The organism is Sphingobium sp. RC1, from assembly GCF_059738765.1.
This window is the reverse complement of record NZ_AP027309.1, coordinates 331,445-352,037: the sequence shown is the minus strand read 5'-3', so window position 1 is coordinate 352,037 and position 20,593 is coordinate 331,445. Positions and strand designations below refer to the sequence as shown.

Here is a 20,593-nt window from a genome sequence, read left to right as displayed (position 1 = left end):
CAATAGGTGCATGCACGGCAGCGCCAGTATAAAGTTCGAATGGATAATGGAGAGGACTCATGGAAGTATCGAAGCGCCGCCGTCCCATGACGCCGATCGTGCCGCCCCGTGCGATCAGCGACATCTTCACGGATGATGAATATGCGCGGATGATGCACATCCTGCGCACGCAGGGACCATGGCAGTTGATCCAGGCCATCCACTTCAAATCCGCTGAAGAAATGCTCGCCGTTTCCAGCCCATCGGGCGGACGGAATGAAGGGCTGAAGCTATCAGACCTGTTGACCCCCGCCTTTCGCGGCACCTTCGGCAATAACGGCCTGCCCTATATCGAAGAAGCACATGAGATCTTCTACAGCCGCAAATTGCTGGATCTTGTGAAGGCGATGCACGGCGCCCGCTACGGCGCGCCCTATCTTTTCCAGTTCAACATCAACGCACCGTCGCACGGCTTTGATCCGGGCCATATCGACGGCCGCAGTTGGCGCGGGCTGGACCCGACCAACATGCCCGCATGGCTGGGCGCGGTCATGGCCAAGTCCGGCCTGTTCGAACCATGGGAGGTGAAAGCCGGCCAGGTGATCGCCTGGTATTATGACAGCGACATCGACGGCGGTTTCACCTTTTGGCCCGACGGGCCTGACCAAGCACCGCAGCGGCTGTCCGCTCCCATCTGGAACAGCGGTCTGGTGACCGACAACCAGCATATGTTCCACCGGGGCGAAGCGTCCGGCCTGCCCGAACGGCGGGATATGGCGGTGGGCATGACACTGCAATCGATGATGGAGGCGGATGGCGAAGATGGCTGGCGCATCATTGATGGCGATCGGGTCCTCGCCCGCTATGAGGCCAGCGACATGCGCATGCTCTTCCACTACAGCGCGCATGTGTTCACCGACATGGCGGACCTGAAGCGCTTCTACGATCATACCGACGACCTGACCACCGATCAGGCCTTCGACATATTGATCGCCGACCTGAAAACGAAGGGCATTCCCGTCGCCATCCCGACCGATCCCATGTCGGACCCCAGCTTCATCGCCACGCTAACGGCGGCCTACGCCACCAGCCCGACCAGCTATCATCCCGAAGCGCCGCTCCACACGCGCCCGCAAATGGCCGCCTGATGCCGCTGACTTTCGGCCTCGCGGGCAGGACAGCGCTCATCACCGGGGCAAGCAGCGGGCTCGGCGCGCATTTCGCGCGCACGCTCGCTGCGGAGGGCGTTGATCTGGTCCTCGCCGCCCGGCGTGGCGACCAGTTGGAAAGCCTTGCCGCATCGCTCCCCCACGCGCGCGCCATTTCGCTCGACGTGCAGGACGCCGCCTCCGTCGATCGCTTGTGGGAAGAGGTCGGCGCTGTCGACATCCTGATCAACAATGCGGGCGTCGTAAGCGCTGGTCCAATGCTTGATCAGGATGCGTCGCAATGGGATCGCGTCATGGATACCAATGCGCGCGGCGCTTATCTGGTCGCGCGCGGGGCCGCGCACGCCATGATTGCGGCAGGTCGGCCGGGCCGCATCATCAACATCGCGTCCATCCTTGGCCTACGGCAGGGCGCACAGCTTGGCCCCTATGCCATTTCAAAGGCCGCCTTGGTGCAGATGACCAAGGTCATGGCACTGGAATGGGCGCGCTACGATATCCGCGTGAACGCCCTGTGCCCCGGCTATATCATGACGCCCTTGAACGAGCATTTCTGGGGAACGGACGCAGGCAAGGCGATGATCAAGCGTATACCGCAGCGCCGGATAGGCAGCCCGGAAAATCTGGACGGCGCCCTGCTCCTGCTAGCGTCCGATCTTGGCTCCTACATCACGGGCGCGGAACTGGTGGTCGATGGCGGGCATCTGGTAAGCTCGCTCTAACCCCCTCCGCCTCTCCGGAACCCATGGCTGGACTCTTGACGCCGGGTGCATCGCTGTTGCTTCCTGCCGCGCGGAAGGAACCCGATGCGCATTCTCGTTCTCGGCGCGACCGGCTATCTCGGATCGCACATCGCCCGCCATTGCAGAACGTCCAGCCATCAGGTGAGCGGCCTCTGCCGCACAAGCGAAGGCGATCGCGCGCTTATCGATCATGGCATAACCCCTCTACGGGGTGATCTTTCCCATCTGGACGCCGTCATCGACATGATGCGCCAGCACGACGCCACCATCTATGCCGCCCAACTGCTCCTTCAGCAGGAACATGACACCGTCAGAAGCTTGCTCAATGCAGCTGACGGGCGCGGTCACCAGTTCATCTTCACCAGCGGCACCGGCCTCCTGTCGCAACGCACGGACGGCCTATGGAGCGAGGACAGTTTCGCCGAAGACGACCCGTTCGAACCCTCCAAATATATCGGCCTCCGGTTTGACACGGAAAATATCGTCCGCCGCGCCGGATCATCGGGCAATCTCCGCGCCATGGTCATCAGGCCCCCGATGATCTGGGGGCATGGGGGCTGCGGACATCTGCGCATGTTCTACAGCGACGCCGGACGCACGGGCGAAGTCGGCTATCTTGGGCAGGGCCTCAATCTCTACTCCAACGTCCATGTCGACGACTTGGCAGAGGTCTACCGCCTGGCGCTGGAACAAGGTTCATCCGGCGCCCTTTATCACGCCGTCGCAGGCGAACTGAACAACCGCATTTTGGCTGAGGCAGTCGCCCGCGACCTCGGCATCGAGGCGCGCAGCATCGATTTTGCCGAAGGCGTTCGCCGCTGGGGAAAATTCGAAACATTGCTCGGCATGGCGACATGCAGCCGATCCCGCAGCCCGCGCACCCGTCGGGAACTGGACTGGACCCCCCGCCATCTCGATGTGTTGAGCGACATAGGCCATCCCGCCTATCGCGCCCTCGCGGGCCGATAGAGCATCCCGCCAGCTTCCGCCGACCCGGAAGACGCGCAGCCCCGCTTTAACCAGGCTTCCGAGCGCGCTTCAGTGCGCCATCATTAGGAGAAGAGGCGCATGCAAAGCTGCGAAACCTTGTACGAAAGGGCCGACATCGCCCGCGCCGACCGGCCGATACGCCTCGGCTCCCTGCTCTTCACCATGGTCGAGCCGCGCCCCGGCCATGAGCTGGCCTATAATCGCTGGTATGAGCGCGATCATTTCTACAGCGGCTGCATGATCGGCGCCTACACCGTCTCGGGCGCCCGCTATGTCGCGACCCGCGCGGAAAAGGCCAAGCGCTTCGGTTCAGGCACCATGGACCTGTCAAAGGGCTCCTATCTCGCGCTCTACTGGATTTTGGACGGGCATCATAAGGATTGGGACGCGTGGGCCGTTCGTCAGGTCAACGACCTCCATGCCACCGGCCGCATGTTCAAGGAACGCGACCATATCCACACCAGCTTCTACAATTTCGACGCGGAATATAATGCGCCCGGAAGCAGCATGCCGATCGAGCTGGCGCTCGACCGCCCCTATGGCGGACTCGTCGCCTTCATCGTCGATCTCAATCCCGGTAAGACCAGCGCGGACCTCTCCGTCCTGCTCCGCGCCCGCGACCTGCCGGGCGATGTTGCGCTGACCGGCTCCCCCCTGCCGCTCGATCCCACCAGCCCCAAGGATGTACCGGTAGAGGAGAACGACCGCGCCGTCTTCCTCAGCTTCTCGATCCAGGACCCCAAAGCCGTCTGGGACACCGCCTATGTGCCGCTGGCCCAGGCAATCGAGGAAAGTGGCATAGGCCGCATCGCCATCGCCTCGCCCTTCATCCCGACGATTCCGGGCACCGACAGCTACACCGACCAGCTTTGAAAACTAAGGGGCGGCTCAGTAACGACCGTCCCCTTACTGGATGCTCACCGCCCCGTTCCGGCGAATGCGATCATTATAGCGATAGATGACCGACTGCATGCCCGACAGCATCTGCCGCACATCATTGTCATTGCCGAACAGCGGATCGCCCACCACCCCGATGGCGTAGGAAGCAACGCCATGCGGCACCCGCAACGGCATGGCGATCGAATCCACCGGAATGGTCGCGCTCCGTCGGCACAGCGCAAACCCGCGCGCCCGCGTCGTTGAAATTCGGTCCACCAGATGCTTCATCAGCGTCGGCCCTTTTGGACCCAGGCCCAGCTTTTGCGTCCGGGTCGCCAGCTGGATGATGTCGACATTGGATTGCTGCGACAGCATCGCGGCGGCAAAATTGGTGCCCGGCCGCCAACTGTTGCGCTCAAAGCAGATCATCTCGGTGGAATAATAGGGCTCCGTATCCGGCTTCGCCGCCCAGCCGCCGGACATTTCAGCGACACTCTCCGACCAGCAGTCATTCTGTTGCGTGACGAAAACCGATCCGCCGGTTTCCCTCCGCATATCCTCCATCACCTCGTTGATCCGGCCGCTTCCAAAAAAGCTCTGCTCGATCGCCGAAGCATTCGCGACCAGCTTGTAGGACGGCGCATAGAGCTTCGTCGCCTGGCTATAGGTGAGATAGCCAGTGCTCGCGAGCGTGCGCAAGATTTCGTCAGCGCTTGAATTGGGGATGCCTAATGCTTCGCTGATCTCGATCGTGCGCGCAGGCTCGCCCGACTTCATGAAATATTCCAGCACCTCCAGCGTCCGCAGGCACGACTTCACGCTGCCCCTGCCGCCAGACCTGCCTTCCGCCTGTGAGTTAGCGCTCATCCCGCCTCCTACGCACTTCTTGCCAGCGTCGGCGCTGCCGATCACCCGGATTTTGCTATTCCCCACCATATTCCTGGCGCACCATGGATTCAAGCTTGGGAAATCCGCTCCGCCGCGATCCCTTACGCGAATATGGAAAGCCGCCATTGCCGGTCGCCAGCACAGCATCGCTCCTCTCTACACTGCAAACATGCACGACAGACAAAGTCGCCTCCACATCAGGACGAAGCCTGTAAAGCGTCGCTTTCGCAATGGCCGCATGCCGCTCAGCTATACCGAATGGACGCATGAAGGAGCCCCGCTCGCCATCCTCCTTCATGGCAGCCGGGACCATAGCCGCAGCTGGGACGCGCTGGCGAATGCCCTGCTTCCCGATTACCATGTGATCGCCCCCGATCTTCGCGGCCATGGGAACAGCGGCTGGTCGCAGGACGGGCGCTACGACTTCGCGGCCTATCTCTCCGATCTTGCCGCGCTTGCCGAACAACTGGCGCTGGGTCCGCAGCGTCAGGCCATCCTGATCGGCCACTCCCTCGGCGCGCACATCGCCTTGCGCTTTGCCGCAGCCTATCCCGAAACGATAAGACGCATCGTCGCGATCGAAACCGTTGGCGCGCCTCCCGATATCGAAGCCTATCGCTTCAGCCAAAGCATCGAACAAACGACCCGCAACTGGCTTGAAGAGCGCCGCGCCGCTTCCCTTGCCACCCCGCGCATCTTCGCGTCCGTGGACGAAGCGGTCGAGCGGATGTGCGAACGCCATGCCTTCCTCACCCATGCGCAGGCACGGCACATGACGTGCCATGGTCTCCGGCGGGCTGGCAAGGCTGGATGGCAGTGGAAGCATGATCCCTATCTCGCCGTCTGGGCATTTCCCGACATCTCCATGGAGGATGTCCGGGCATTGTGGCGCAACATCGCCTCCCCGACCCTCCTTATTTATGGCGAACGCAGCTGGCCTTCGGCCCTGCCCGCCGATTTGCTCGCCCATCTCCCTGACGTGCGGGAGGTCTGCCTGCCCGGCAGCGGCCACTGGCCCCAGCATGACGCCTTCGACGCATGCCTGTCGGCGATCATGCCCTTCCTAGCCGAGTGAACCGCTATTCGTTGCTCTTCTTGGTCGCCATCACCCGAGGATCGAAGTGGTTGGCGGCCATCCACCCACCATCCACGAACAGGCTGTGACCCGTCACATATTCCGATAGTCCCGACGCCAGAAACAGCACAGCCCCAGCCACGTCCCGCGTCGTCCCCGGCCGCCCTATCGGCAGCACGCTCGATTCCATCAACGCCCGCGATTCGGCCGTTTCGGGCAAGCGCGGCGTGGTGATGCTGCCCGGAGCCACGGCGTTGGCGCGAATGCCATGCCGTCCCCATTCGGTCGCCATCGACTTCACCAGATGCATCAGCCCCGCCTTGGCCGCGCCATAGGGCGCATGCATCGGCGATCCGACCGCACCATCCACCGACCCGATGCAGATCAGCGATCCGCCCACACCGCGCGCGATCATGGACTGGGCAACGGCGCGCGCCGTCACGAAGAAATAGCGCAGGTTGCGGGACTGATCATGATCCCATTCCTCCAGCGTCACGTCGAGCAGCGGCTTGAACAGCGCCTGCCCCACGATCGTCACCAATATGTCGATTCCGCCCAACGCCCCTTCCGCATCGGCCACGGCTTTCTTGACCGATGCCTCGTCCAATATGTCGGCCTCGATCGCTATGCCCGCGCGCCCGATCGCCCGCACTTCGCTCGCGACCTGCTCGGCCCGCTCCATGACGCTGTCCAGCACGGCGACATCGCACCCCGCCTCCGCCAGCAGCAGTGCGCTCGCCTCGCCCATGCCACGGCCGCCGCCAACGATCAGCGCCTTCTTTCCTTCAAGGCCCAACAATGACACGCTCATCCTCTCCATCCTCTTTGTTGCGCGCGCCTGCTCATGCGACGTCGGCCATGAACATCTTCCTGATTTCGGTCAGGCTGACCTTCAGAGACGGCGTACGCGGCAGCGCGTCCACGATCCGGATTTCCACCGGCACATGCGTCGGCGGCAGTTCCGCCCGCACATGCGCCAGCAGCGCCTGTTCATCCACTGCCCCTGCGCTCTGGCTCAATTCGACCGCAGCCACCGGCACCGCCCCCAACCGCGCGTCGGGGATACCCACCACCGAAGCATCGACCACAGCCGGATGTTGGCGCAGCACATCAACCACCCGCTCCGGCAATATCTTGAAGCCCCCGCGCACGATCGCGCCGTCATGCCGCCCGCGATGAAAGACATATCCGTCCTCATCGATCATCACCAGGTCAGTGGTGCGCACCCAGTCAGGCCGCACGGACGGGCAATGCACCTCCAGCAGTCCTTCCGCCCCCCGCGCCACTTCCGCGCCGCTTTCGGGATCGATGGCACGTATCTCCACGCCCGGCATGGGAAGGCCCGTGCTCCCACGCTTGCTGTCCCCGCGCTCCGCCCGCATCTGCGGCGTCCACCTAATGATGGTGCCGCAAAATTCCGTTGCGCCCATGCCCCACAGGATCGGCAGATCATAGCGCGCCTCGAACCGCTCCTGAAGATCGGGGTCCAGATAGGCCGATCCCCCCGACACGCTCTTCACGCTCGCCATGTCCTCGGGCGACACATTGGCGTCCATGATCATCGCGATCGCCGTGGGATTGAGGCCCAGCGTGTCTGGCCTGTGGCGGCGCAGGGCATCCACCAGCCCATCGACGGTGAAGCGTTCCATCAGCACCAACGGCGTATTATTGACCGCAGCTCCCGTCAGCAGGCACACGCCGCCCACACCGCCCAGCGGCCAGATATTGATCTGCACCGGCGGCGCGCTGCCGGACTCCGCGCCCGGCGCGCTCATCACCGCCCGCTCCAGCAGCTTCAGCGGCATCGGAATGCGCTTGGGCGTCCCCGTAGTCCCGCTCGACAGCACCTCTATCCCGCCATCGGGCAAGGCATCGTCGAACGAGGATCGCCTGCATTTCTCCAGCCCATCGACCAGCATGGGCGCGTCATCGATCCCGCCAAAAGCGATCCCCGCGCAACCAGCCTGCCCCGCCGCCTCCCAAAAGTTCGGCCAGTCCTGCTCGTCGGCCAATATCGCCGCAGCGCCCAAATTCTCGACATTGTCCGCAATCGCCGTCGCGGGCAGGAAGGGGTAGACGAAACTCACCGACCGCCTGTGCGCCAGCAACCCCACCACCGCCGCCGCATGCGCCAGCCGGTTGCGGATGATGATCCCCACCTTGGCCGATGGCGGGCACCCGGCGGCGTCGAGCAGCGCGACAACGGCATCGCCATAGCGCGCCACCTCGCCCCAGCTCACCCAGCGGCCCTCAAACTCGAAGCCGCGATCGTCCTGATGGTCGCGCAGATTGGCGCGAAGCTGCTCGATAACGTCCTGGCTCACTGATGGTAGTCCTAACTGGCCGCCGTCCCTAATTGCGCACGCCTTCCAACAGGCCCTTGAGGTTCGATGACATCACCATTTCCTTTTCGGCCATGGAATAGTTCGTCAACTCATGAAGGAAATCGAGTGGGTGTTCAGTCCCCTCCGGATGCGGATAGTCGCTGCCGAACAAGATCCGATTGACCTGCATATGCTCCTTCAACTGCCCGAAATCATCCTCGACAAAGGGTGTCACGAAGATATTCCGATGAAATTGTTCAACGGGATCATTCATGAATTTCTGCGGCATCTGCCCATAAACATGCTTCAACTGCTCGATCAGCGGAATGACCCACTTCGCGCCGTTTTCGACACTGACGATCCGCACGCCAGGAAAGCGATCGAACACCCCGCCACAAATGATCGCCGCGATCGTGTCGGAAATCGCCCGCTCGATAATCCGCAGGCAATTGACGAACGGATCGGATTCAAACGGCAGCCACTCCGCCCCACCCGTCCACATCTCGATCAGATGATCATAATCGGAATTGGACGCATGGATCGACACGAATATCTTCGCCTCCTCGATCCGCGCCCAGAATGGGTCGAAGTCCTTCAGGCCCATCGACCGCCCCCCGCGATAGCCCGGCACCGGAGAGGGCCGGATGCAGATCGTCCGCGCGCCCTGCTTGATCAGCCAGTCCGTCTCCGCCAGTGCCCGGTCCATGTCCGCCAGCGACACCACCGGAACGCCGAACAGCCGGTTCTCGCGCGCAAAGCCCCACTCCTCGCTCGTCCACTGATTGAGCGCGTGCAGGGCATCATGCAGAAACTCATGATCATAGCTCATCCACTTTTCGATCACCGAAAAAAGCGTCGGAAACATGAGCGCCGCATGCACATTATGCCCGTCCAGCACCGCCAGCCGTTCCTTACCCGTCCGCCAGGATTCGGGCGGCGCGATCGGCTTCCCAGTCATCTGCCGCATCGTCAGGCCTTCGGGATTATCGGCCTTGTAATATTTGACATGCGTCCCCGGCGCCGCGACCCGTTCGAAAGTCGGATTGGGGATATAGTCGGAAATCTGCCCCTTGATCGCCAGCCGCTTGCGGCCATCCACTTCCACGAAGCGGAAATCCTTGTGCCACTTCTTGGGCAGATGCCGGAACAGCGCATCCTCGGGCTCGTAAAAATGATTGTCCGCGTCATAGACGGGAAAGGGAAGGCTGGGCGTCGTCATCACAATGTCTTTCGGTCAGCTATGATAAGTTGATGCTACACTTGTCCTGCACCGGCCCACTTCCGGTCAATTGAGCGGACCGGCTTTCCGGCTACATGGAAACCCCGAATGGAGCCGGTTCCAACGCTTTCACAAAGCCCGCAATCGCAGCGACCGCATCCCGCGCTTCGCCCGTCTCAGGCGCCAGCAAAGGCCAGACATGCCCCATGCCCGGCGCGACATGCAAAGTGACCCGCCGATCCCCGAGCGCCAACCGCCTGGCAAAGGCGATCGCCTCGTCCAGCAACACCTCCGCTCCGCCCGTCAGCACCAATGTCGGCGGAAAGTCCGCCGGGTCCGCCTCCAGCGCCGAAACCAGCGGATCGCGCGGATCATGCCCCTGCAAATATAGCTGCGCGCTATCCAACACGGCAGCCTTGGAAAACATAGGATCACGCGCCGCATTACGATCAAGGCTCTCGCCTCGCGCCGTCAAATCCAGCATCGGCGACACCAGAACAGCACCGGCAGGCCGCTCACCAGCCCGCGCTGCCATAATGCAGAGCGCCGCCGCCAACCCACCCCCGGCAGAGTCGCCTGCGACCACGACCGACTGCCTGTCCTCCAACCCGCGATAAACCGCGACAACGGCGTGCAACGCCGCCGGAAAGGGGTGCTCGGGAGCCAGCGGGTAAAAGGGCAGGATGATCCGCCGCCCCGCCTCATCCGCGATCCTTTGCGCATAATCCACATAGGCAAGCGGCGACCCCAGCCGATATCCTCCGCCATGTAGGTAGATCATCTCCCCGCGCGCATCACCGCCACCTGGCTCAATGACCAAACAACGCACGCCACCAATCACCGCCTCGCCCGCCCGCTCCGCAGCATCGGCGGGACCAGCCGCCCGCGCCCGCCGCTCGATCAGCGCGTCATCGGCGGCATAGCCGTCTCGCAGCGGCGGCAGATTCCAGGCACCGGCCCCGGTCACAGCACAAACACCCCACGCGCCAGCTTGCCTTCTTCCAGGTCGTGGAAGGCCCGTTCAAAGTCGGCAAGATCGTAGCGCTGCGTCACCAGCTCATCCAGCAGCAGCTTACCCTGCCGATATTGCGCGATATAGGATGGGATATCCTGATGCGGCCGCGAAGCACCATAGCGTGCACCCATCACCCCGCGATCGACAAAGGACAGCGGCGTCAAAGAAACCTCCGCCATCGTGCCCATCGCGGTCGTCCCGACGATCACGCAATTGCCACCCCAGCCAAGGCTCGCCATGGCATCGTTCATCACGCGCGTATTGCCGACGCACTCGAATGCCCAATCGACGCCGCTGCCATGATCGGGATTGCCGCCCGATACGATGTCCTTGATCCGCTGCGGCACATCGCCCTTGGACGCGTCGATAAAATCCGTTGCACCGAACTCCCGCGCCTTCTCCTCGCGCGTCGGCAGCAAGTCGATCGCTATGATCCGGCTCGCCCCGGAAAGGCGCAAGCCCTGCAACACGTTGAGCCCGATGCCGCCGATGCCGAACACCGCTGCCGTCTCGCCCGGCTTCACCCGCGCCCGGTTGACGACCGATCCCACTCCCGTCAGCACGCCGCATCCCACGACGCAGGCAATGTCGAGCGGCACGGTCGGATCGATCCTGACCGCCTGATTGGCCTTCACCACCGTCTTTTCAACAAAGGTCGATGTCGCCGCAAAGCTCGACACCGGTTCCCCGTTGCGGCTGAACGGCTGGGCGCGATTGCCATAGGATTGGCGGCAATGGGTCGGCCTCCCACTCTCGCACGGACCGCAGCGCCCGCAATTGGCGAGCGTATGCAGCGCCACATGATCGCCGACCGCCAGCTCGGTGACGCCCGGCCCCAGCTTCTCGACGACGCCCGCCCCTTCATGGCCCAGCACCGCAGGCGCAGGCCAATCGATCGTGCCGTTGATGACGGAGATGTCCGAATGGCAAATGCCACTCGCCACGATGCGGACAAGCACTTCGCCCGCGCCCGGCTCCCGCACTTCCACATCCTCGACAAAACGAACCTTGCCCGGCCCTTCGTAGATCAGCGCCCGCATCTTTTTCAGCCTCTCCCACCTTCGTTCATCTGCTTGTCCGGCTCGTCCAGCATCCCACTCGCCGACCGGCAATGCCGCGCGACTGCCTCGCCCAGCGCAGCGATCCGGCTCAGCGGCAGAGGCCGGTCGAAACCAAAAAGCGACAAGGTACACAGCACCGCGCCATCCGCGCCAAATACGGGGGCGGAGATCATCATCACCGGATGCAGCCGGTCAGGCTGCGCCTCGATCATCAGATAATCCTCGCCCATCTGCCCGATCCGTTCGGCGACCCGCTTCTGCCAGTCTCCGGCAAGCGGCTCTTCCGCCATACCAAGAACGGCGAGCCCCGTCGCCGCCTGCTCGGGGCTGCGTTGCGTCACGGCATAACCCCTCTGCCGCACCATCGCGAGCGACTGTCGCAGCCGGTCAGCGTCGATCGCCCCCGCCGCCTTGGCGAGCCAGCTATCCACCTCCCGCTCACCCGCCCAGGCGAGGAAGGGCGTGCCCAGCGGCGGGATCAGCGGCACCCGCTGCCCCACCGCCAGACCGGGCATACGCCCCGGCCCCTCCGACGCAAGCGCGATCAGCCGGTCATCCAGCCGCGCGGTGAGCAGGCTGTCCAGGTCCAGCTCAGCCGACAAAAGCGCGATCTGATTCCGCGCAGCCGCCACCACCGGATGGCATTGCAGCGCCGCATGACCGATCGCGATCAGCGCTGGGCCAAGGCGATAGTCCTTCCCCCGCTGCGCCCTCACCAGATACCCGTCCCGCGTCATCGCGCCGAGCAGCGCGTGGCAGGATGCGGGATTGAGGTCCAGCTGCCGAACCAGCTCCGTCAGCGAATAGCCGCGCAAAGGCGCCGCCGCCATGAAGTTCAATATGTCGATGGCGCGCGACGCGGCCAGTGCAGGACGGGGCATCGCCGTTCCTTCAGCTCAATTCCAGATCGTCCCAATTCACCACCGTGCACATGCGGTGGTAATCGGGACTGAGCCAGGGCGCGTTGACCTGAAGCCTGCGATGCTCCCGGTTCACATAATAATTCTTCTCGATACCGCCTTCGGGCGTCATCTGAAGCCAGTTCTGCGCCTCGGCATCCAGTTCGCGATTATAGCGCGCGAACGCCTCGGGCTTCACATCGACGCGCCGCTTGTCTTCCTTCAACATGCGCATGACGCATTGGGCTGCATAGCTCGCCCAGATCAGCCACCATTGCGGCAGGCCGGTGCCCCCGGTCAGCGGCTGCGAATTGGGGCCGTACAGCATGAACAGGTTGGGGAATTGTGGCACCATCATCGACAGATAGGCGCGCGGGCCATCGCCCGCGTCCCAGGTGTCGTGCAGGTCCTTGCCCTCCAGCCCCTTGTAGCGGGCAGGCCACAGATATTTGAGCACATCGAAGCCGGTCGCGGCGATGACGATGTCAAAGTCCCGCTCCGTCCCGTCCGCCATCACAAAGCCTGTCTTCGTGAACCGCGCGACCGATCCAGTCAGCAACTCCACATTGTCGCGGGTCAGCGCGCGATACCATCCATTGTCCACAACCGGGCGGCGCGACATCGGCGCATAATCGGGGATCAGCTTTTCAATCAGATCCTCGCGCCCGCCGGTTTCCTGCCGGATATAGTTGGTGAGGAAGGCGCGCAGGTCGTCATTCGCCTTGCTGACCTTGCCCCCCTGCGCCTGCCATTCCCGATCGACACGCTGCAAGCGATCGATGTCGAACAACGGCATCGTCGCGGTATAGCGCGACCAGTTCCAGTAACCGGGCATATGCTCGTTAAGCCACGCCAGTTCCGGCTCGATCAGCGCGCCATATTTCTCGCGCGGGCTGATCCATTGCGGGGTCCGCTGCACGACGCTGACATGCCCCGCCTTTTCAGCCACGGCGCTCAGCAATTGGACGCCGGTCGATCCATTGCCGATGATGGCGACCCGCTTGCCGCTAAGGTCCAGCCCCTCCGGCCAGGCGGACGGATGGATGATCTGCCCGCCAAAATCATGCACGCCCTCAATATCGGGCAGCTGAGCATTGGCAAATGTACCGCAGGCGGTGATGACGATATTAGCGACAATCTCCTGACGACCGTCCGGCGTTTCGACGTCCAACCGCCAGATATTGCGGCCTTCGTCAAACACCGCCCCCTTCACATCATGGCCGAACCGGCTGTTCGCCATCACGCCATATTTGCGCGAGACATGCTGCAGGTAGGCGCGGACATCTGCACCCCGGTTGAAATGCTCGCCCCACGGATAGAGCTTCTCAAAACTATATTCATAGGTGATGGACGGCGTATCGACCCGCACATCAGGATAGCGGTTGATCGTCCAAGTGCCCCCCGCCTCAGGCTGACGATCCAGCAGCAGATAGGGCAGGCCCAGCAGCTCGCACTGCACCCCCGCCGCGATCCCCGCCGGGCCGCTGCCGACGATAACGATGCGGAAATCCTCTGGAATATCCGGCTTCTCGCCCTCCCATTCGACCGCGCAGGGAAAGGAGCGGAAGCCCGGAAGGTCCCGCCGCGCCTCGAACTCGACATCCGTCATCTCGCCCGACAACATCGTCATCAATCGGCGCAGATCGTCCTCGGGCGGCTCCGGCAACTCCACCGCCCCGGCATTGTCCGCCAACCACTCGACCGCGCGCTCCTTCAGCAGCGACTTCTGCCCGTCGCTCATCTGCGCCGCAGCGGGCAGGGCGGCAATCTCCTCATCCCCGCTATTCTGATAGAGCGCGATCCGCAGAGCATTCAGGTCCGCCAGTTCAACCGCGCGCCGGATGCTGTCAGTGTCGATCGCCTTTGCCGCCGTGGCCATTCATCCCGTCCCATTCTTCAGACGCATCCGAGTGCGCCAGCCTTGTTTTTTGCAATATCGAATCTTTGGACCGAGGTAAGCCGAACCCGCCCCAATTCCGCAATGCCGGAACGGATGCTTTTCGCATGTCCTCAGTAGCCGAGGAAATTGGGTGCCCGCCGCTCCATAAAGGCCCGCGCTGCCTCACTAGCATCATGCGACAACAGGCTGATCTGCGCATTGGCAGCCGCCTCCTGCGCCATGCTTTCCTCCAGCGCGATCGCGCCCGCAGCGTTGAGATTACGCTTCATCGCCGCAAAAGCCGCCGTCGGCCCGCTCGCCAGCTTCGCCGCCAAAGCCGCGCACTCGGTCTCAAGCGCCTCATCCTCAACCAGCCGATTGACCAACCTGATCGCCAGCGCTTCGTCCCCCAGCATCGGCTCATCCAGCAGGAACATCTCCCGCGCCCGCGCCGCGCCGAGCAGCCGGGTCAGCAGATAGCTACCCCCCGGATCGCCGCACCGCCCGGCGCTGGCAAAGGCGAGCTTGAACTTCACCGTCCGCGACGCAATCCGCAAGTCGCATGCCGCCGCCATGACCAAGCCGCTCCCCGCCACCGGCCCGCGCAGGCAGGCGATGGTCGGCTTGGGCATGCGATAGAGCAACAGCGGAATTTCGCCATGAATGCTCATCCGCGCGGCGGCCTCATCGGCCCGCATCGGCTCGTCCCGCGCCGCCTTGCCGTCGCCAGACAGATCATAACCCGCGCAGAAACCGCGCCCCGCCCCCGCCAGCACCATGCAACGCACCGCCGGATCGACGGACCAGCCGCGCAGCGTCAGCGCGATCTCGTCCAGCATCGCCTCCGTCACCGCATTCAGCCGGTCGGGCCGGTTCAGCGTCAGCGTGGCGATGCCCCCATCAACCTGCGTCAGGATGCTCATGAGTGCGACTTCACCTTGTCCATGCCCGCCACGATGAACTCGCCGGTCTGACCATAGGCCGACGCATGACCCAGCTGGTGAATATCGAAACAGCTTTGCAGCGCCGCGCTCTGCCCCATGATGTCGAGCGTCTGGTTCACCGCCCGCTTCGCCATGGCGAGCGCATGCGGGTGCATTTGCGCGATCTCCCGCGCGAGCGCCAGCGCCTCGGCATCCAGCTCCGCGCGCGGCACGACCCGGTTCACCATGCCCCGCCGTTCCGCCTCATGCGCGTCGATCGGCTTGGCGGTGAACAGCATCTCCTTCGCCTTGCGCGGCCCCAGCTCCCACGTATGCCCATGATATTCGACCCCGCCGATGCCCATCAGCACCACCGGATCGGAAAAGCGCGCATCGTCAGCCGCGATGATCAGATCGCACGGCCATGCAAGGAGCAGCCCGCCCGCGATGCAGGCGCCCTGCACCGCCGCGATCGAAGGCTTGGGAATATCCCGCCAGCGTTTGGAATAGCCGAGATAATGTTTGGCTTCCCATTCATGGATGCCCAGCAGCCCGCGCTCCGGGATCGTCTCGCGGATGCGGTTGAACGACCCGTCGCGAATGGCCTCCGCGCTCACATCATGCCCGGCGGAAAAATGCTTGCCCTCCGCACGCAACAGGATGACGCGCACGGACTCATCCGCCGCCGCCTTTTCCCACGCTCCGTTCAACTGCTGCAAAAAAGGTTCATTTTGCGCGTTCGCCCGGTCGGCGCGATCCAGCGTGATCGTCGCCACCCGTTCCTCGACCGCGTAACGGATATATTCTACCATCTGACTTACTCCTGGACCGCTGGTTGCGCGCGATCGGCGCTGCGGACATCCGTTACCCGCGCCCTTCCGCACTGCCGGAAGCGCGCCGCCGCCAAATTGACATCTTGCGCTTCAGGATGGCCAAGCAGAAGGGCGCGAACAAGGTGAAAACGGCATGAATCTCGAACTTAGCGAACAGCAGGCGATGATGCAGGAAGCAGCCCTGCGCTTCTTCGATCGCGAAGAAGTGGTGCAGGCCGCCCGCGCATCCAAAGGCGCCATCGACGCCAACCTCTGGAGCCAAGCCGCCGAGATGGGCTTCATCACCATGCGCGCGCCCGAAGATCGTAGCGGCCTTGGCATGGGCCTCATGGAAGCCGCGCTGATCTGCGAAGCGGCAGGGCGTGGCGCGGCCCCCCTCCCGATCGCGGACGGCATCGCCGCCTGCGCGCTTATGGGCCAGTTGGAAGGCGAAGCCGCCGCTACGCTGCTCGAACAGGCATCCTCGATGCCCATCAGCTTCGACCCGCAGGACGGCTGCATTCAGCTAATCTGGCAATCCGATGCCATCCAAGCCGCCACGCCCGATGGCGAAAGGCGCATCATCGCCAACGGCAACGCGGCAAGGCAGTCCTTCGAAGCCGCCCTCACCGAACGAACCCTGCTGCGCTCCGCATGGCTCGTCGGCGCAGGCACCCGCGCTATCGAAATGGCCGCCGCCTACGCCACCGACCGCAAGCAGTTCGACCAGCCGATCGGGGCATTTCAGGGCGTCGCCTTCCCCCTCGCCGACTCCATCACCGACATGGAGGGCGGCCGTCTGCTGCTATGGCGCACGATCTGGGGCGTCGCGCAGAAGCAGCCCGAAGCAGGCGCTCTCGCAGCCCTGACCAGCTGGTGGACAGCCACCACCGCCCGCGCCGCTGTGCGCCGGGCGCTGCGCACTTTCGGCGGCTACGGCCTCTCCGATGAATATGACATCCACCTCTATTTCCTCGCGATCGACCGCGTCGCCTTGGCGGAAGGCGATCCGGAGGACCGGCTGATTGACGCGGGCGATCGCCTCTGGGCAGGCACAACAACCGCGCTACCCGACGCAGGCGATCCCGGTGTGGAAATGGGCTTTACCGCACGCGAAGAAGCCTTCGCATCTGAAGTGCGCGCCTTCCTCGAAACGGCAGTCACCCCCGAACTGCGCGCCGAAGCAGCCACATCCACCGACGGCCACCTCCCCGATCTCCACCGTAAGCTCGCCGCTGCTGGCCTCGCCTATCCCGATTGGCCCCGCGAATGGGGCGGGCAGGACCGCAACCCCATGGAAGTCACCGCGCTCGGCCGCGTGTTCGAGGAATTCGGCCTCTCCCGCATCCCGATCGGCTGCACCAACATGGGCGCGCGCATGACGATGAAATTCGGCTCGCCCGAACTAAAGGCCGAAGTCCTGCCGCGCCTCGCCGATGGATCGGCCCTTGCCTGCCTCGGCTTTACCGAGCCTGCATCAGGATCGGACATGTACGCCGCCCGCACCCGCGCCGTGCGCGATGGCGATGACTGGATCATCACCGGCCAGAAGATGTTCACGACCGGCGCCCATATCTCCGACTATATATTGATGCTCGCCCGCACCGATCCCGATGCGCCCAAGCATAAGGGCATCACCATCTTCTTCTTCCCCATGAACCTGCCGGGCGTCACGATCCAGCCGGTCAATACGCTGCCGGATGAACGCACCAACATCACCTTCTACGACGAAGTCCGCGTGCCAGACCGCTACCGCCTTGGCGAAGTCAATGGCGGGCTCAAGGTCATGGCCGCCGCCATGGAAATCGAACATGGCGGCGAAGGCTATCATATCTATCACCACAGCCTGATGCGCGCCGCGCTCGACTGGGCCAGCAGCAGCGACGGGTCGGGCAAGCGCCCAATCGACAAGCCATCTGTCCGCGCCCGCCTCGCCCGCGTGCGCGCCCATCTGGAAATCGCAGACCTCATGTGCCGCCGCGTCACCTGGGCGATCGAGGCAGGCCGTATGACCCGCGCGATCGGCCCGATGGCCAAGATGTTCACCACCGAAATCTACATGGCTGATGCCGCCGACCTCGCCGCGCTGGCCGCGCCCGGCACGCTCACCCATCAAACGCCCGCCTTGGCGAAGATCGAGGAATCCTATCGCCAGTCCATCGGCCAGACCATCTATGGCGGCACCAGCGAAGTGCATCGCACGATCATTGCCCAGCATCATCTCGGCCTGCCGCGCGCTTGACGCTCGGCCTTCCATATGCGCGGAAAGTTGCGCGCCCGCATTGATCCTGTTCACGATCCGATGATCCTGCTCCCTAGGCCAAAACCGTTGCGCAAGACGGCGGCCCCTAGGGAGACAAGCTGATGACGAACCCGGCACCACTGACCATGTCGGATGCCCTCCCCGCGGATGGACCGGACGGGTTCGCCGCGTCTGCGCCGCTCAAGGCGCAGCGCCGTACCGCCATGCTGCTGATGCTCGCCTTCATCTACGGCCTCAACTATCTCGACCGTCAGATCGTCGTCATCCTTCAGGAACCGATAAAGGCCGACTTCAAGCTCGCTGACTGGGAACTCGGCTTGCTGACGGGCGGGGCCTTCGGGATTTTCTACACCTTGATGGGCATCCCCATCGCCCAGCTGATCGACCGTGGGGTCAATCGCGTGCGGTTGATCGCGCTGTTCACCGCCAGCTGGAGCATCATGACGGCCGTATGCGGCCTCACCCGCAGTTTCGGGGGATTTTTCGCCGCGCGCATGGGCGTGGGCTTGGCCGAGGCGGGCTTTGCTCCCGCAGCGCACTCGCTCATCTCGGACCTCTACGCCCCACGCGAGCGGCCCGCCGCAGTGGGGATTTTCGCGATCGGCGTACCTGTCGGCATCATGGCAGGCCTTTCGATTGGCGGCGTCGTAGCGCAGGCGACGGATTGGCGGACGGCGCTCTTGATCGCAGGGGTTCCCGGTATTTTTATCGCGATCCTGTTTCCGCTGATCTCCAGGGAACCTGTCCGCGGCGGTACCGATCACCCGACGCTTCGCGAATCCGAAGTACAGGCGCCAATGGGCTTCATCGCAAGCCTGCGAGTGCTGGGACAAAGACGTGCGTTCGTCCATTTGATGCGGCACCACGATCATGGCATTTTCCCAGATGGGCTTCATGACCTGGCTACCCTCCTTTCTCATCCGCAGTCATGGGATGAGCTTGGCGCATGTAGGAATAGGTCTCGGCTTACTCACCGGCATATGCGGCGCGATCGGCACTTGGGTAGGGGGTTGGCAGGGAACGCGCGTGAGTGGCGCGGGACTTCATCTGGCCCTCCGGGTGCCGATCGTCGGCATGGTACTGTCCTTGCCGCTCACTATTGCGGCCCTCAGCATGCCTGATGGCGTCACCCTCCTGCTTATATTGATACCATCATATATTCTAAGCTCGCTATGGACCGCACCATCCATCGCACTCGTGCAAAGCCTCGCCCCTGTGTCCATGCGCGCGCGCGCCAGCGCAGTGAACATCATCGCCGCAAACCTGATAGGTGTGTCGATGGGCCCACTCGCAGCTGGCATTTTGAGCGATCTTTTTGCCTATCTGCGCGATGGTGACACCACACTCGGCTTGCGCGACTCCATGATTTGCCTGACCGGATTCTCATTATGGGGTGCATGGCACTGGGCGCAAGCGATGCGAGCATTGAAAAAAGAAATTACAACGACGGTATGAATTGATTGCGGCGTTGCTGCTCTCCATCCTATAGTGAGTGGAAACACAACTGGCGAATAACGGAGAGAGGAAATCGCATGGCCACCGGACAAGCAAAGCGGCAAGTCACGCACAATATGGGCGCAATGGACACCCGCCCAGTAAAGCCACTCGAATTTGACGGCCCGCTGCCGCAGCCGACCACGGACATGGACCAGATCCGCGCCGATCTCGACCGCGCGGGCTATGCCATAGCGGCAGAGGTCGTCAGCAGCAGCAAGGCGCGCGAGATGCGCGATTTCCTCGCCGCCGAAATCGCCCGTGAAGAGGCGATCGACGAAGAGCGCGTGCGCCGCTTCTACACCGACAATGACGATCTCAACCGTCGCATGTCGGGATGCCATCTGATGAACCGCGAACGCTTCTTCCGCGACATTCTGGAACATGAACTGCCGCTTCAGCTTACCCGCGAACTGCTGGGGCCGCAGACGCTTGACGAATCCTATCTGGTGCACAGCTATGGCGCGAACGTCACCCGCCCCGGCAGCGCGCAGCAGGGCATCCACCGCGACCGCAGTGGCGCGGTGCCCTTGTCGGCGGGCGCCGCGCAGACCCGCTTCATCTGGTGCCTCGATGATTTCGTCGAATCCAGTGGCGCGACCCGCATGGTGCCCGGCAGCCACCGCGATACGGAACCACAATCCTGGGCCGTGCAATATGAATCCGTTCCTGCCGAAGCGCCTGCCGGATCGGTGCTCATCTATACCGACCTGCTGCTGCACGGCACGGGCGCGAACACGTCAACGGACCTTGAACGCGCTGGCGTGATCATCGGATATTGCCCGCCCTGGTGGAAACCCATGATCAACTTCCCGATGACGATCGACCCCGAAGTGATGAAGGGATCATCCAAAACCCTGCGCCAGATCCTGGGCTACAGCTCGGTTTCCGTCGGCTTCGATGAACCCTGGACCTATGCTCCCGACGCAGTGAAGGAACTCATCGTCACGCCCGAGATGGAATGGTGAGGTAAGAATGCGG

General features: G+C 63.3%; 19 protein-coding genes. 9 read left to right on the top strand and 10 right to left on the bottom strand.

Annotation, left to right across the window (positions count from 1 at the left end; translation table 11 throughout):
* Positions 1–59 precede the first annotated feature (59 nt).
* From AC6JBC_RS17860 to AC6JBC_RS17845, 4 genes are all read left to right on the top strand, one after another.
* Positions 60–1,127, top strand: coding sequence for a hypothetical protein (locus AC6JBC_RS17860; protein ID WP_498026800.1), 1,068 nt, complete (start codon positions 60–62; stop codon positions 1,125–1,127).
* Positions 1,127–1,870: a glucose 1-dehydrogenase gene (locus tag AC6JBC_RS17855; protein WP_498026799.1), complete on the top strand. Its 744-nt coding sequence runs from the start codon at positions 1,127–1,129 to the stop codon at positions 1,868–1,870. Before AC6JBC_RS17860 ends, AC6JBC_RS17855 begins: the two co-directional genes overlap by 1 nt.
* A gap of 84 nt (positions 1,871–1,954) precedes the next feature.
* Entirely contained in the window at positions 1,955–2,860 is a 906-nt protein-coding gene (locus AC6JBC_RS17850; RefSeq protein WP_498026798.1) for an NAD-dependent epimerase/dehydratase family protein, read from the top strand.
* Between the two features lie 99 nt (positions 2,861–2,959).
* Positions 2,960–3,754, top strand: a complete 795-nt coding sequence (locus AC6JBC_RS17845) for a hypothetical protein (protein ID WP_498026797.1) — start codon at positions 2,960–2,962, stop codon at positions 3,752–3,754.
* Positions 3,755–3,787: 33 nt separating this feature from the next.
* On the opposite strand, the gene AC6JBC_RS17840 is transcribed toward AC6JBC_RS17845, so the two are convergent.
* A complete protein-coding gene (locus AC6JBC_RS17840) occupies positions 3,788–4,627 on the bottom strand; it encodes a helix-turn-helix domain-containing protein (RefSeq protein ID WP_498026796.1) in 840 nt (279 codons plus the stop codon).
* Positions 4,628–4,886: 259 nt separating this feature from the next.
* Here AC6JBC_RS17840 and AC6JBC_RS17835 point away from each other — a divergent pair, with 259 nt between their 5' ends.
* On the top strand, positions 4,887–5,723 hold the full coding sequence (locus AC6JBC_RS17835) for an alpha/beta fold hydrolase (RefSeq protein ID WP_498026795.1): 837 nt from the start codon (positions 4,887–4,889) through the stop codon (positions 5,721–5,723).
* Positions 5,724–5,727: 4 nt separating this feature from the next.
* On the opposite strand, the gene AC6JBC_RS17830 is transcribed toward AC6JBC_RS17835, so the two are convergent.
* From AC6JBC_RS17830 to AC6JBC_RS17790, 9 genes are all read right to left on the bottom strand, one after another.
* The gene (locus AC6JBC_RS17830; RefSeq protein ID WP_498026794.1) at positions 5,728–6,534 is read right to left on the bottom strand and encodes an SDR family NAD(P)-dependent oxidoreductase; all 807 of its coding nucleotides are present in this window, start codon (positions 6,532–6,534) and stop codon (positions 5,728–5,730) included.
* A gap of 31 nt (positions 6,535–6,565) precedes the next feature.
* Positions 6,566–8,047, bottom strand: coding sequence for a class I adenylate-forming enzyme family protein (locus AC6JBC_RS17825; protein WP_498026793.1), 1,482 nt, complete (start codon positions 8,045–8,047; stop codon positions 6,566–6,568).
* 28 nt (positions 8,048–8,075) lie between these two features.
* Positions 8,076–9,266: an amidohydrolase family protein gene (locus AC6JBC_RS17820; protein ID WP_498026792.1), complete on the bottom strand. Its 1,191-nt coding sequence runs from the start codon at positions 9,264–9,266 to the stop codon at positions 8,076–8,078.
* Positions 9,267–9,357: 91 nt separating this feature from the next.
* Entirely contained in the window at positions 9,358–10,233 is an 876-nt protein-coding gene (locus AC6JBC_RS17815; RefSeq protein WP_498026791.1) for an alpha/beta hydrolase, read from the bottom strand.
* Complete coding sequence (locus AC6JBC_RS17810) at positions 10,230–11,321, bottom strand: Zn-dependent alcohol dehydrogenase (RefSeq protein WP_498026790.1); 1,092 nt, start codon at positions 11,319–11,321, stop codon at positions 10,230–10,232. The genes AC6JBC_RS17815 and AC6JBC_RS17810 overlap by 4 nt, the downstream gene beginning before the upstream one ends.
* Before the next feature lie 5 nt (positions 11,322–11,326).
* Complete coding sequence (locus AC6JBC_RS17805) at positions 11,327–12,223, bottom strand: IclR family transcriptional regulator (protein ID WP_498026789.1); 897 nt, start codon at positions 12,221–12,223, stop codon at positions 11,327–11,329.
* 10 nt (positions 12,224–12,233) lie between these two features.
* Positions 12,234–14,120 carry a flavin-containing monooxygenase gene (locus AC6JBC_RS17800; protein ID WP_498026788.1) on the bottom strand — a complete coding sequence of 629 codons (1,887 nt, stop codon included), beginning with the start codon at positions 14,118–14,120 and terminating at the stop codon, positions 12,234–12,236.
* A gap of 131 nt (positions 14,121–14,251) precedes the next feature.
* Positions 14,252–15,043: an enoyl-CoA hydratase-related protein gene (locus tag AC6JBC_RS17795; protein WP_498026787.1), complete on the bottom strand. Its 792-nt coding sequence runs from the start codon at positions 15,041–15,043 to the stop codon at positions 14,252–14,254.
* Positions 15,040–15,855: an enoyl-CoA hydratase gene (locus tag AC6JBC_RS17790; protein ID WP_498026786.1), complete on the bottom strand. Its 816-nt coding sequence runs from the start codon at positions 15,853–15,855 to the stop codon at positions 15,040–15,042. The genes AC6JBC_RS17795 and AC6JBC_RS17790 overlap by 4 nt, the downstream gene beginning before the upstream one ends.
* A gap of 154 nt (positions 15,856–16,009) precedes the next feature.
* On the opposite strand from AC6JBC_RS17790, the gene AC6JBC_RS17785 reads away from it, so the two are divergent.
* The 4 genes from AC6JBC_RS17785 (at position 16,010) to AC6JBC_RS17770 (ending at position 20,580) form a co-directional block, all read left to right on the top strand.
* Positions 16,010–18,097 (top strand): acyl-CoA dehydrogenase family protein, encoded by a 2,088-nt coding sequence (locus tag AC6JBC_RS17785; RefSeq protein ID WP_498026785.1) that lies wholly within the window; start codon positions 16,010–16,012, stop codon positions 18,095–18,097.
* A gap of 122 nt (positions 18,098–18,219) precedes the next feature.
* A complete protein-coding gene (locus AC6JBC_RS17780) occupies positions 18,220–19,239 on the top strand; it encodes an MFS transporter (protein WP_498026784.1) in 1,020 nt (339 codons plus the stop codon).
* Between the two features lie 121 nt (positions 19,240–19,360).
* A complete protein-coding gene (locus tag AC6JBC_RS17775; protein WP_498026783.1) occupies positions 19,361–19,573 on the top strand; it encodes a hypothetical protein in 213 nt (70 codons plus the stop codon).
* A gap of 77 nt (positions 19,574–19,650) precedes the next feature.
* Positions 19,651–20,580, top strand: a complete 930-nt coding sequence (locus AC6JBC_RS17770; protein WP_498026782.1) for a phytanoyl-CoA dioxygenase family protein — start codon at positions 19,651–19,653, stop codon at positions 20,578–20,580.
* The last annotated feature ends 13 nt before the right edge of the window (positions 20,581–20,593 follow it).